The organism is Parafrigoribacterium humi, from assembly GCF_040227205.1.
In the GTDB taxonomy this organism is placed as follows: domain Bacteria; phylum Actinomycetota; class Actinomycetes; order Actinomycetales; family Microbacteriaceae; genus Parafrigoribacterium_A; species Parafrigoribacterium_A humi.
In genome coordinates this window covers 25,834-38,382 of the sequence record NZ_JBELOA010000003.1, presented here as the reverse complement: position 1 = coordinate 38,382, position 12,549 = coordinate 25,834, and the positions used below count along the sequence as shown (strand labels likewise).

At 66.3% G+C, this 12,549-nt stretch carries 12 protein-coding genes and 1 riboswitch; of the genes, 1 reads left to right on the top strand and 11 read right to left on the bottom strand.

All coding sequences use genetic code 11. The features are described from left to right. Nucleotides 1-73: 73 nt before the first annotated feature. The 4 genes from ribH to ribD are packed head-to-tail and all read right to left on the bottom strand — an operon-like array spanning nt 74 to nt 3,526. Entirely contained in the window at nt 74-550 is a 477-nt protein-coding gene (gene ribH / locus ABUA28_RS07025) for a 6,7-dimethyl-8-ribityllumazine synthase (RefSeq protein ID WP_349903331.1), read from the bottom strand. After that, the gene (ribA, locus tag ABUA28_RS07020; protein WP_349903330.1) at nt 547-1,872 is read right to left on the bottom strand and encodes a GTP cyclohydrolase II; all 1,326 of its coding nucleotides are present in this window, start codon (nt 1,870-1,872) and stop codon (nt 547-549) included. The genes ribH and ribA overlap by 4 nt, the downstream gene beginning before the upstream one ends. Beyond that, nucleotides 1,869-2,507, bottom strand: a complete 639-nt coding sequence (locus ABUA28_RS07015) for a riboflavin synthase (protein ID WP_349903329.1) — start codon at nt 2,505-2,507, stop codon at nt 1,869-1,871. The genes ribA and ABUA28_RS07015 overlap by 4 nt, the downstream gene beginning before the upstream one ends. 2 nt (nt 2,508-2,509) lie before the next feature. After that, nucleotides 2,510-3,526 (bottom strand): bifunctional diaminohydroxyphosphoribosylaminopyrimidine deaminase/5-amino-6-(5-phosphoribosylamino)uracil reductase RibD, encoded by a 1,017-nt coding sequence (gene ribD, locus ABUA28_RS07010; protein WP_349903567.1) that lies wholly within the window; start codon nt 3,524-3,526, stop codon nt 2,510-2,512. A gap of 194 nt (nt 3,527-3,720) precedes the next feature. After that, nucleotides 3,721-3,874, bottom strand: a riboswitch (FMN riboswitch). Nucleotides 3,875-4,269: 395 nt separating this feature from the next. On the opposite strand from ribD, the gene ABUA28_RS07005 reads away from it, so the two are divergent. Further along, nucleotides 4,270-5,145, top strand: a complete 876-nt coding sequence (locus tag ABUA28_RS07005; protein WP_349903328.1) for a type IV toxin-antitoxin system AbiEi family antitoxin domain-containing protein — start codon at nt 4,270-4,272, stop codon at nt 5,143-5,145. A gap of 181 nt (nt 5,146-5,326) precedes the next feature. On the opposite strand, the gene ABUA28_RS07000 is transcribed toward ABUA28_RS07005, so the two are convergent. The 7 genes from ABUA28_RS07000 to ABUA28_RS06970 all read right to left on the bottom strand — a co-directional run bounded on the left by ABUA28_RS07000 (nt 5,327) and on the right by ABUA28_RS06970 (nt 12,547). After that, nucleotides 5,327-6,100, bottom strand: coding sequence for an HAD family hydrolase (locus ABUA28_RS07000; protein ID WP_349903327.1), 774 nt, complete (start codon nt 6,098-6,100; stop codon nt 5,327-5,329). Nucleotides 6,101-6,262: 162 nt separating this feature from the next. Further along, a complete protein-coding gene (gene trpS / locus ABUA28_RS06995; protein WP_349903326.1) occupies nt 6,263-7,273 on the bottom strand; it encodes a tryptophan--tRNA ligase in 1,011 nt (336 codons plus the stop codon). 219 nt (nt 7,274-7,492) lie between these two features. Next, entirely contained in the window at nt 7,493-8,326 is an 834-nt protein-coding gene (locus ABUA28_RS06990; RefSeq protein WP_349903325.1) for an exodeoxyribonuclease III, read from the bottom strand. Nucleotides 8,327-8,335: 9 nt separating this feature from the next. Then, a complete protein-coding gene (locus ABUA28_RS06985; RefSeq protein WP_349903324.1) occupies nt 8,336-9,415 on the bottom strand; it encodes a YihY/virulence factor BrkB family protein in 1,080 nt (359 codons plus the stop codon). Between the two features lie 101 nt (nt 9,416-9,516). Then, the gene (locus tag ABUA28_RS06980; RefSeq protein WP_349903323.1) at nt 9,517-10,281 is read right to left on the bottom strand and encodes a succinate dehydrogenase iron-sulfur subunit; all 765 of its coding nucleotides are present in this window, start codon (nt 10,279-10,281) and stop codon (nt 9,517-9,519) included. After that, nucleotides 10,281-12,098 carry a succinate dehydrogenase flavoprotein subunit gene (gene sdhA, locus ABUA28_RS06975; RefSeq protein WP_349903322.1) on the bottom strand — a complete coding sequence of 606 codons (1,818 nt, stop codon included), beginning with the start codon at nt 12,096-12,098 and terminating at the stop codon, nt 10,281-10,283. The genes ABUA28_RS06980 and sdhA overlap by 1 nt, the downstream gene beginning before the upstream one ends. Then, nucleotides 12,098-12,547 carry a succinate dehydrogenase hydrophobic membrane anchor subunit gene (locus ABUA28_RS06970; protein WP_349903321.1) on the bottom strand — a complete coding sequence of 150 codons (450 nt, stop codon included), beginning with the start codon at nt 12,545-12,547 and terminating at the stop codon, nt 12,098-12,100. Before ABUA28_RS06970 ends, sdhA begins: the two co-directional genes overlap by 1 nt. Nucleotides 12,548-12,549 lie beyond the last annotated feature (2 nt).

Genomic DNA, 12,549 nt, shown 5'->3' with positions numbered 1-12,549 from the left:
AACTGTCTCGTGGCGGGAGTTACGATTCCTGCCGCGAGACAATTTCTCCCGCCGCGACGCTACGGACAGGAGGTCAGTTCGACAGGCCCTGCAGGATGCGCGCCGTCGCGAGTGCGGCCTCGGCGGCCTCCGCGCCCTTGTCTTCCTTCGAGCCGGGCAGGCCGGCACGGTCCAGTCCCTGCTGCTCGTCGTCGAGGGTGAGCACGCCGAAGCCCACGGGTTTGCCGGTGTCCAGTGCGACGCGCACCAGTCCGTCCGTCGCGGCGTTGGAGACGAAGTCGAAGTGGGGAGTACCGCCCCGGATGATGACGCCCAGGGCGACCACGGCATCCGCACCGTTCTCCAGCGCGGCCTTGCTCACAACCGGCAGCTCGAAGCTCCCAGGTACGCGCAGCACGGTCACCTCGGCGCCCGAGGCATCCAGCACGCGCTTCGCCCCGGCCAGCAGGCCGTCGCCGATCCGCTCGTGCCAGGTGCCGGCCACGATGGTGACCTTGAGGCCCGTGCCATCCGTGGTGGTGGTTGTCTTCGGTGCGCCTTCGCCGCTCACAGTTCCTGCTCTCTCTTGGTCTGTTCAAAAATGTCTGCTGCCGCGCTCAGCACGGCCTGGCTGGCGACGACCGCCTCATCGAGCGTTCCGTCGTCGGGCAGAAGGTGCCCCATCCGATCCCGCTTCGCTTCGAGGTAGCCCTCGTTGAAACTGCCGACACCCACCACGAGCGGCACCTGCTCGGTGACCGTGATGCCGCGCTCGCGCAGCTGGCGCAGCTTCTCGGGGTTGTTGGTGATGACCCGGGCCTCGGAGATCCCGAGGTCCTCGAGAATCGACACGGCCGCGCCGTAGTCGCGTCCGTCCACAGGGAAGCCCAGTGCGGTGTTCGCGTCGATCGTGTCGAGGCCGCGCTCCTGCAGGGCATACGCCCTGAGCTTGTTGATGAGGCCGATGCCCCGGCCCTCGTGGCCTCGCATGTAGATGACGATGCCGCCGTCATTGTGGATCAGGTCGAGCGCGGCGTGCAGCTGCGGGCCGCACTCGCACTTGAGAGAGCCGAACACCTCGCCCGTGAGGCACTCCGAGTGCACCCGGAGGAGCCCGCCGTTGGCGGGTTCGCCCGAGATGATCGCGAGATGGTCGGCACCCGTCATCTTGTCGCGGTAGGCGCGGATGCGGAACTCACCGTGCACCGTCGGCACCGTGGTCTCCACCTCGAAGATCACCCGCGACTCGCTCGTCGCCCCGGTGACGGCGGCCTCTGCGGTGCCGTGGTGGTCGTTCAGGAACTGGATGAGCGACTCGATCGTGATGACGAGCACGCCTTCCTTCGCGCCGAACTCGATCAGCGCGGGCAGGCGCATCATCTCGCCGTCGTCCTCCACGATCTCCGAGATCGCGCCCACGGGGGCGAGGCCCGCGAGCTTCATCAGGTCGACCGCGGCCTCGGTGTGGCCGTCGCGCTCGCGCACGCCGCCATCCATTGCCCGCAGCGGAAGGATGTGGCCGGGGCGGTGCAGGCTCGCCGGCGTCGACTCCGGGTCGGCCAGCACGCGCAGGGTGTGGGACCGGTCCGCGGCGCTGATTCCGGTGCTGAGCCGGTCGGAGGCATCCACGGAGATCGTGTAGTTCGTGCCGCGCGGGTCTTCGTTGCCGACGACCATCACGGGAAGCTCGAGCCGGTCGGCGAGCCAGTTCGGCATGGGGGCGCAGATGTAGCCGGAGGTGTAGCGCACCATCCAGGCGATCCACTCCTGGCTGGCGAGCTGAGCGGAGATGATGACATCGCCCTCGTTCTCGCGGGATTCGTTGTCGACCACGATCACCGGTCTACCCAGGCGCAGTTCCTCGAGTGCCTCCGGAATGCTGGCGAGACTCATTTGCCGTTCCCTTCGTTGATGCCGCACGCTCGCTCGACCTCGATCATCCGTTCGACCTGCCTGGCCAGGATGTCCGTCTCGATGTTCACGGCGTCGCCCACGACCTTCGCGCCCAGCGTTGTCGCGCTGAGGGTCTCGGGGATCAGCGACACCTCGAACCAGGCGGATGCCGCATCCGGCTCGCTGACGGCGCTCACCGTGAGCGAGACACCGTCCACCGCGATCGACCCCTTGCGTGCCACGAGCCCGGCCAGCGCCTTGTCGAGACTGAAGCGCAGGATCCGCCACGCGCTGCCCTCGGTGACGGAGAGCACCGTGCTGGTGCCGTCGATGTGACCCTGCACGATGTGACCGCCGAGGCGATCACCGAGTGCCGCCGCGCGTTCCAGGTTGACGCGATCGCCGGTCGCGGGGTTCTTGAGGGTGCTCATGGCGATCGTCTCGCCCATGACATCCGCGGTGAACCAGTCCGCGCCCTGGTCGACGACGGTGAGGCACACGCCGCTGACCGAGATCGAGTCGCCGTGGCTGGCGTCGGATACGGCGAGGGGCGCTCGTACGGTGAGGCGCGCGGCGTCACCCGAGGGCCGCCATTCGACCACCTCGCCGAGTTCTTCGATGATTCCGGTGAACATGGTTACTTTCCCTCTTCCGGGTTGTTCAGCTCGTGTGCGGGCCTGGCGGTGACCAGCAGGTCGTCCCCGAGTCGCTCCACCGATGTGATTTCAAGCCGTCGCGCGTCGGCAAGGGTGCCGACTCCGATATCGCTGAGAGCGACACCTCCGCCGCCGATCAGGAGCGGCGCCTGGTAGATCAGGTACTCGTCAACGAGTCCCTCGGCGACGAAGGCAGTCGCGAGCGTAGGTCCACCCTCGATGAGCACATGGCGGATGTCGCGGGCGAACATCCTGTCCAGAATGGCGCGCAGATCCCGGCTTCCGGTCACGACCGCCAGCATCGGGTGGCTGAGCAGTTTCGCGTCCGCCGGTATCGCCCGCTCGCCGACCACGACGGGAATGGGTTGGTGCGGCAGTAGTTCGCCGGACTCGCCTCGCGCGGTCAGTGTCGGGTCATCGCTGAGCACGGTTCCCGTTCCGACGACGATCGCATCGGCTCTCGCTCGCTGTTCGTGCACGTGCTGCCGCGACGCGGTGCCGGTGATCCACTGGCTGGTGCCATCCACTGCGCTGGCACGTCCATCCAGGCTCGATGCCCACTTGAGCGTCACGAAGGGGCGGCCGAGTCTGGTGGCGGTGAGCCACGAGTGCATCGCTTCTGAAACCTCATCGACGAGCACGCCTCCGATCACGGCGACGCCCGCCTCACGAAGACGCTCTGCGCCGCCGTGGGCGCGCGCGTTGGGATCGCTCACGCCGTAGGCCACGGTGGCGATCCCCGCGGCTATCAAGGCTTCGCTGCACGGTCCGGTGCGGCCAGTGTGGTTGCAGGGTTCGAGGGTGACGACGGCGGTCGCGCCGTGTGCCTCGCCGGGCGAGAGCTTCGAGAGCGCGTCGACTTCGGCGTGAGCCGTGCCGGCGCCCCTGTGCCAGCCCTCGGCGATGATGTCGCGGGCAGGGGAGAGGATCACACAGCCGACCTGCGGGTTGACCCCGTATGCGGGGCCGCGAGCAGCGAGGTCGAGGGCGTGACGCATCGCGGACTCGAAAGGTGCTGCGGCTGATGCCGACGACGCCTCGTCTGCCGTGCCGGAAGGCGTGAGCGCACTGCTGTCTGCACTGGTCATCCGGCTACTCCGTCTCTGGTCGAGACGAGCTCCGGGGAGCCTGCGGAACACCACAACCGGCATCCGCAAACCCGCGATACCGCCGTCAATTGACGGTGCCATCGCGCGTGCTTCCTTCCATCCGGACTGAGAGACCTTGCGATCTCATAACCGTCGGTGCCGGAATTTCACCGGCTCAGCCGCAACACCTTTTTACGGATGTCGCAGGTCGCGGACTATAACCGCCGGTTCGGATTTTCACCGACCCCGGAGCACGTACTTGCGTTACGAGTGTACCAACGCCGGGCACCCGCCAGTATTCCCCGCCGCGCTCCGACACCCCGCCCCCTTTCGTAACTCCTGCAGAACGCCGCGGGCGAATCCGTTCCCGCGCCCCACGTCACGAACTCCTCCTCGCACCCCTTTCGTAACTCCTGCAGAACGCCGCGAATTGCCGCGCCAACCCCACGGCCACGCGCATCCGCCGTCGGCGCCGCGCGAACTGCCGGAGTTATGGATGAATCTCAGCGCGGGCGATCGAGGCGTCGAGGAGCGTGCTGAGCGACGTTTCGATGCCATTGCAGGAGTTATGCACAAGAGGCGGCCACGAGGATCTCTGCACAGATCGGGCAACACGGCTCCGAGGGGTGGGTTCCGGTCTCCACACTCGTCCCATGGACGTGATTGACAGATTTCCATCGGCTGCGCGCATCGCAACCCGGCGGCAGCTCCTGCGCCGTGGCATGACGCCGATGGAGCTCACCACCGCTGTTCGCTCTGGCCAGCTTCTGCGTGTGAGGCGCGATCACTATGCCCTCCCGGGCACCGAGCGCACGATTCTGGAAGCCGTGCGAATCGGTGGCTTGGTCGGATGCGTATCCGCCGCAGATCTTCACGGCATCTGGATACCCGACCAGCCGTTCACTCACGTCGCGATGTCTCGGGAAGCCTCAAGGCTGCGTAGCCCTCGTGACCGTTTCGTGCCGCTCACCTCAGACAATCGCGACGGCTGCGAGCTTCATTGGTGGCCGCTGATCGACGTCGGCGCTGCTCGCCTTCACAGCGTTGGCGTCGTCGATTCGTTGGCACACATCATCCGGTGTCAGCCGCGGATGGTTGCCGTCGCAGCACTCGACAGCGCGCTTTACCAGGACAAGATCTCGGCCGCCGATCTTGATCGCATCTTCGCCGCGGTTCCCTCGAGGTTCGCGGCGCTGCGCGATGAGATCGATTCCCGGTGCATGTCTGGGATCGAGACGATCCTGCGGCTCCTCTGCTTCGATGCCGGCGTGCGATGCGTGCCGCAGGTGCATTTCCCGGGAATCGGCACAGTGGACTTCGTGCTCGAAGGATGCGTGGTGGTCGAGACGGATGGGCACAAAGGTCACACCTCCGACATCGACCAGAAGCGTGATTACGATCGCGACATCGCTCTCGCCGCCCGCGGATACATCGTTCTGCGCTTCAACTATCGACAGGTGATGTTTCACCCCGAGCGTGTCATGGCCGCCATCCGCGGCGCGCTGCGCTCTCACGCGCGCTCGCGCTAACCGCAGGCTCCTCGGCGTCACGTCATAACTCCGGCAGCATGCGTGGATGAGTGAAAACCTCCCGCGGTCGGGCGGGCCCGGCGGGGCCACGACGTCGGATCGCCGGAGTTATGAGACGCGTAGCGAAAGCTGCGGAAGCGGCGCAACCACGAGCGGCTCCGTTCGCCGCCGGGCTCCCACGTCACACGCGCACGCCGAGAGCCTCCGGCAGTTCGGAGAGGGTGCGGATGATCGGCACGCCGGTCGCGCGCGCCGCCATGATGTCCGTCACTGTGGCTACGCCCGCGCGATCCAGCCACACGCCGGTGAGACCGGCCCCGGACGCGCCGATCGCGTCGGTGCGCAGGCGGTGGCCGACGTAGGCGGCCTGGACCGGCTCCACTCCGAACTGTTGGCAGGCGTGCTCGAAGATGCGGGCATCCGGCTTGGCGTAGCCGAGTTCGCCCGAGGTGACCACGTGCTCGAACAACGGGTCGAGTCCGAGCCGGGCGAGCTTGTCGTTCTGGAACGCGAGGTCGCCGTTGGCGATGATGCCGAGACGGATGCCGGTGGATGCGAGCGCGTTGAGGCACGCGAGCGTGTCGCCGTGCAGCATCCACGCCTTCGTGTACTCCGCGAGGTAGACGTCGTACCAGGCGTCCGCTGCCGCGTCGTCGAGGTGCTGGCCGAACTGTGCAACGAAGTCTCTGGCGCGTGCTCGTCGCTGCTCGATGTGCGTCAGCTCCCCGCTGAGGTATCGGCGGTAGTGCTTGTCTGCGAGCCGCTCCCAGAGTTCGGCGGTCGCGCGGTCGTCCCCCTCGTCGAAGGGTGGGCCGAGCCGGGCCCGAAAACTGGTGAGCCCCGCCAGCACGGAACTGTGGTGCGCGAAGAGCGTGTCGTCGATGTCGAACATGATGGCCGAGAATGCCGGCCGTGCGCGCGCGAACGAGGTCGTGCTGTCGATCGCGGACGTCATGGTGGGAATTCTCCTGCGTTTTCGGGTAACGCTGGTGCTGCAGTGGCTTCACCAGTCGGGCGATCATGCCCGCGAGGTGATTCCCTACCGATCGTATGCCGCAGCCCCGCTGATAGTCGTGATTGACGCGGCGCGGTCGGTACAGCCAGCCGTGGTCGTGTGTCAGCGTGCGTGCGGCAGGAGCCCGATGCGGTCGTAGACCTTGGCGAGCGTCGCATCGGCGATCTCCGCGGCCCGGTCGGCGTTTCCTGCCAGCACCCGGTCGAGCTCTGCGGGGTCGTCGAGCAGCTCGAGGGTGCGGGCGCGAACCGGCGCGAAGGTCTCCACGGCGATCTCCGCGAGGTCCTTCTTGAGGTCCCCATAGCCGTGGCCCGCGTACTCCTGCTCGAGCGCCTCGATGGTCTTGCCGGAGAGCACGGAGTAGATGGTGAGGAGGTTCGAGACACCCGGCTTGTCCTGGCGGTCGAAGCGCACCTCGCGGTCGTCATCCGTTACAGCGGACTTGATCTTCTTCGCCGTGACTTTGGGGTCGTCCAGCAACCAGATGATGCCGGACTCCGTGGCCGCCGACTTGCTCATCTTGTTGGTCGGCTCCTGCAGGTCGTAGATGCGCGCGGTCTCCTTGAGGATCATTGCCTCGGGGATCACGAAGGTCTCGCCGAAGCGCGAGTTGAATCGGTTCGCGAGGTCGCGCGTGAGTTCGACGTGCTGGCGCTGGTCGTCACCGACGGGCACCACCAGGGCGTCGTAGAGCAGGATGTCGGCGGCCATGAGCACGGGGTATGCGAACAGCCCGACAGAGGCGGAGTCAGACCCCTGCTTCTGTGACTTGTCTTTGAACTGGGTCATCCTGCTGGCCTCGCCGAACCCGGTGATGGTGTTGAGCACCCAGGCGAGTTCCGGATGTGCGGCCACATGCGACTGCACGAACAGGGTCGACGCGGCGGGGTCGATTCCCGCGGCGATGTACTGCGCGGCGGTGCGCCTCGTGTTCTTGCGCAGCAGCTCTGGGTCCTGCGGCACGGTGATGGCGTGCAGGTCGACGATGCAGAAGATCGCGTCGTGGGTGGACTGCAACTCCTTCCACTGCATGAGTGCGCCGATGTAGTTGCCCACGTGGAGCGAGTTGGCGGAGGGCTGCATGCCGGAGAACAGGCGCGGTTTACTACTCATGCCCCAATTCTTTCAGTATTCCGGGTGGCTGTCGGTCGTGATGTCCGAGCGAGCCAGTGCCGCCCATAGAGGCCCACCACACCCGCACTGCCTCGCTCGGACATCACGACCTCTGTTCTGACCTGCAACACCAGGCCGTGGCGAATGAGCGTGGCGGCGGGGGCGTGGTGGGCCTCTATGGGCGGCGCTGGCTCGCCCAACAGCCACGGCCCCACGGAACTACACGAGGTAGTCGACGACGACCGGCGCGTGATCCGACCACCGGGCGTCGTACGACGCGGCCCGGTCGATCGTGTAGTTCTGCACGGTCGCGGCGAGGGCCGGCGTGGCCATGTGGTAGTCGATGCGCCATCCGGTGTCGTTGTCGAAGGCCTGCCCGCGCTGGCTCCACCAGGTGTACGGGCCGTCGACCTCGCCCGCCCACTTGCGGCCGACGTCGATCCAGCCGAGGTCTGCTCCGTCGTTGTAGTGCGGGTCGTCTTCCTTGCCGAAGAAGCGGTCGAAGTATGCGCGTTCCTGCGGCATGAAGCCCGCGCGCTTGACGTTGCCGCGCCAGTTCTTGATGTCGAGGGTGCGGTGTCCGACGTTGAGGTCGCCGACGATGAGGGAGAGCTCATTGTGTGCCTTGAGCTCGGGAAGTCGCTCGACCATCGCGTCGAGGAACTTGTACTTCTCGATCTGTTTGGGGGTGTCTGCTTCGCCGGAGTTCACGTAGGTGCTGACGACGGTGACGAGCGTGCCGCCCACGTCGTAGTCGGCTTCGAGCCAGCGCCCGGCGCTGTCGAAATCATCTGGACCGAGAGTGACCCTGTGGATGGATGCCTTGTTCCGGCTCGCGAGGGCGACCCCGGCGCGCCCCTTGGCGGTCGCCGCATCGTGCAGGATGTTCCACTCCGACCCGAGCAGCCCCTCAAGATCTTCGGTGGATGCCCGCACCTCCTGGATGGCAAGAATGTCGACGCCGCGCGCATCGAGCCAGTCGCCCATTCCCTTCCGGTAGGCGGCGCGCACGCCATTCGTGTTGACCGAGGCGATTCTGAGCGGTGTTGGCATGCCGCAATCCTACGATCGACCACCGCCACCGCGGGAGTTCCGCCTCTCGAATAATCGCCCGAAGGCGCGCTTGACCCACGGCCGTTCCTGCTCGGCGAGGGCTGCCGCGGCGGCCGCGGCAGCGGCATCCGCCCTCTCCTGCTCGAGTCGAGCCGCCGTGATCCGCGGGTCGAGTTCGATGCCTTTGTCGGAGACGCTCACGGCGATCCAGGCGCCGGAGAGCAGGATCACCTGACAGACCAGGTTGAACCAGATGAGCAGTCCGATGATCACGGCGAAGGATGCGAGCAGCGGGTTCCTGCTCGCGCCGCCCAGCAGGGAGGTCCCGAGCACCTTCAGCACGCCGAGGAAGATCGCACCGAGCAGCGAGCCGACGATGAGCTGCCTGATCGGGATGGCGAGGCCGGAAAGCAGGCGGAACAGCGCCGCGAGAACTGCCGTGTCGAGCACCAGCATCAGGACGAGTCCGCTCACCCTGATCGCGAGTGCGGCGAAGGCGGAATGCTCGCTGACGCCCGCAAGGTCGAACGCGGCCCCCAGGGCCTGGGTGCTGACCACCGAGAGCAGGGCCGACACGATGAGCGCGGCACCGAACGCGATGGCCAGGCCGAGATCCTTGAGCTTGAGGACGAAGAAATTCCTGCCCTCACCTGGCAGGTCGAAGATCGCTCTCACGGCGTCGCGGCACGACGACAGCCAGCCGAGCGCTGTGAAGAGCAGACCGGCGAGAGCGATCGCACCCGTCCAGCTGAGCGTGTCGGTTCGAAGCAGCGTGCGGGGATTGATCGCCCCGCCCTGGCCGGTGTCGATGAGACCGGGGACGGCCTGGCCGATCAGCCCGAAGAAGGCGTCTCGAAGCGCGGGCTGTGCCTGCAGGAACAGACCTGCGATCGAGAAGCCGACCCACAGCGCAGCGAAGACCGCGAAGATCGACTGGTACGAGAGCCCTCCGGCCAGAAGCGCCCCGCGTTTTTCACTGAAGAGCACGATGACCCGCACCGGCTTGAGGTGCTTGAGTCTCGCCACGGCCGAGCCGATCGTGGCGCGCATGCGTGCGATCAGGCCAGGCCGTGCGGAGGAACTCGCCATTTTTCCAGCATAGCCAGGGCGTGTGGGAGCCCGGTCACACACACAAAACTGCCGCACCGTCACCGAGAGGTGACTGCGCGACAGTTTCTGGTGGATGGGACTCAGGCGCCTCCGCGCAGGATGGCCTGCTTGACCTCTGCGATGGCCTGGGTGACCTGGATGCCGCGAGGGCAGGCATCCGTGCAGTTGAAGGTCGTGCGGCAGCGCCACACGCCCTCGGTGTCGTTGAGGATGTCGAGGCGCACCTGCGCGGCCTCGTCACGGGAATCGAAGATGAAGCGGTGCGCGTTCACGATCGCGGCCGGACCGAAGTACTGGCCATCCGTCCAGAACACCGGGCAGCTCGAGGTGCACGCCGCGCACAGGATGCACTTGGTGGTGTCGTCGTAGCGCGCGCGCTCGGCGGGGGACTGCAGGCGCTCCTTGCCGTCCTTCGGCTTAGTCGAGTTCTGCAGGAACGGCTGGATGGCACGGAAGCTGTCGAAGAACGGCTCCATGTCGACGATGAGGTCCTTCTCGAGCGGCAGGCCCTTGAGTGCCTCGATGTAGATCGGCTTCGACACGTCGAGGTCCTTGATGAGCGTCTTGCAGGCCAGGCGGTTGCGACCGTTGATGCGCATGGCATCCGAACCGCACACGCCGTGGGCGCAGGAGCGGCGGAACGACAGCGAGCCGTCCATCTCCCATTTGATCTTGTGCAGGGCGTCGAGCACGCGATCCGTTGCGTGGAGTTCGACGTCGAAGTCCTGCCAATGGGGTTCTTCGTCGACGTCTGGGTCGAAGCGGCGGATGATCAGGGTTGCGGTGAACGTCGGTACGACGGCGTGCTCCTGCGGACCCTTCTTATCGAGGACAGCGTTACTCATCAGTACTTTCTTTCTGTTGGCGGGTAGTTGGTGACCACCACCGGTTTCCAGCCAAGCGTGATGTGATCTCCGGCACCAGACGTCGGGTCCCCGGTGAGATACGCCATGGTGTGGACCATCAGGTTTTCGTCGTCTCGCTTCGGGTAGTCCTCGCGCATGTGCGCTCCGCGACTCTCCTTGCGGTTGCGGGCGGAGTAGACGAGCACCTCCGCGAGATCGAGCAGGAAGCCGAGCTCGACCGCCTCGAGCAGGTCGGTGTTGAACCGCTTGCCCTTGTCCTGCACCTGGATGTTCTTGTACCGGGCGCGCAGCTTCTCGATGAGCTGGCCGACCTCGGTGAGGCTCTCCTCCGTGCGGAACACCTGAGCCTTGCGGTCCATTGCCTCCTGCAGTTCCTTGCGGATCGCGGCGATGCGTTCCGTGCCGTCTCCCGCGCGAACGTTGTCGAGAAGCGAGCGGATGCCCGAGGCCGGGTCGGCGGGCAGCGGCACCCAGTCAGCGGTCTTCACGTACTCCACCGCATTCTTGCCCGCGCGCTTGCCGAACACGTTGATGTCGAGCAGCGAGTTGGTGCCGAGCCGGTTGGAGCCGTGCACGCTCACGCACGCGCACTCGCCCGCGGCGTACAGGCCGGGGACTGTCTCGGTGTTGTTGCGCAGCACCATCGCGTCGTTCGTGGTCGGGATGCCGCCCATCGCATAGTGCGCGGTCGGCAGCACCGGAACGGGCTCGGTGTACGGCTCGACGCCAAGGTAGGTGCGCGCGAACTCCGTGATGTCCGGAAGCTTCGCGTCGATCACGGCGGGCTCGAGGTGCGTGATGTCGAGGTAGACGTAGTCCTTGTACGGGCCGGCGCCTCGTCCCTCGCGAATCTCGGTCGCCATCGAGCGAGCGACTATGTCGCGCGGCGCGAGGTCCTTGATGGTCGGCGCGTAGCGCTCCATGAAGCGCTCGCCCTCGCTGTTGCGCAGGATCGCTCCCTCGCCGCGGGCGGCCTCCGAGAGCAGGATGCCGAGTCCGGCGAGTCCGGTCGGGTGGAACTGGAAGAACTCCATGTCCTCGAGCGGAAGGCCCTTGCGCCAGATGATGCCGACGCCGTCCCCGGTGAGGGTGTGCGCGTTGGATGTGGTCTTGAAGATCTTGCCGAATCCGCCGGTGGCGAAGATCACGGCCTTCCCCTGGAAGACGTGCAGCTCGCCGGTCGCCAGCTCGTAGGCCACGACGCCGGCCGGGCGAGACACCCCGTCGACCTCGGTCATGAGCAGGTCGAGCACGTAGAACTCGTTGAAGAAGTTGATGCCGAACTTGACGCAGTTCTGGTACAGGGTCTGCAGGATCATGTGGCCGGTGCGGTCTGCCGCGTAGCAGGCCCGGCGCACCGCGCTCTTGCCGTGGTCACGGGTGTGGCCGCCGAAGCGACGCTGGTCGATGCGGCCCTCGGGGGTGCGGTTGAACGGCAGTCCCATGTTCTCGAGGTCGACGACCGCGTCGATGGCCTCCTTCGCGAGGATCTCCGCGGCATCCTGGTCGACCAGGAAGTCGCCGCCCTTGACGGTGTCGTAGGTGTGCCACTCCCAGTTGTCCTCCTCGACGTTGCCGAGGGCGGCGGCCATGCCGCCCTGTGCGGCTCCCGTGTGGGAGCGAGTCGGGTAGAGCTTGGAGATGACCGCCGTGTTGGCGTTCGGTCCCGCCTCGATCGCCGCGCGCATCCCTGCGCCGCCGGCTCCGACGATCACGATGTCGTGACGGTGATAGTGAACACCATCGATGATGTCGCCGTCTTCGAATTCCACTGTGTCTGCGCTTTCCTTGGCCATTACGGTGCCGGGCAGAAGCTCGGGAGGTCCGCGAGAGCGGCGCCTGCGGGGCAGGGGTCAAAAGTAAAGATCACGAGGGTTCCCAGGATGAGTAGTACGACGGTGGACGCGATGAGCGCCCCCTTGAAGATGACGCCGAGCAGGCGGTTGTGTGCGTAGTCGTTGACGATGGTGCGCATTCCGTTGGCGCCGTGGATGAGGGCGAGCCAGAGCAGCAGCGTGTCCCAGATCTGCCAGAACGGCTGGGAGAGCTTTCCGCCGACGAAGGCGAAGTCGATTGCCTTGACGCCGGTGCCCATGAAGAGGTTCACGAAGAGGTGGCCGAAGATGAGCACGACCAGGACGACACCGCTCGCGCGCATGTAGACCCAGCCCCACTTCTCCACGTTGAAGCGACTGCTCGTGCGCACAGGGCGCGGTGAGCGGGGAGTTTCGATGGTGACGGACATGG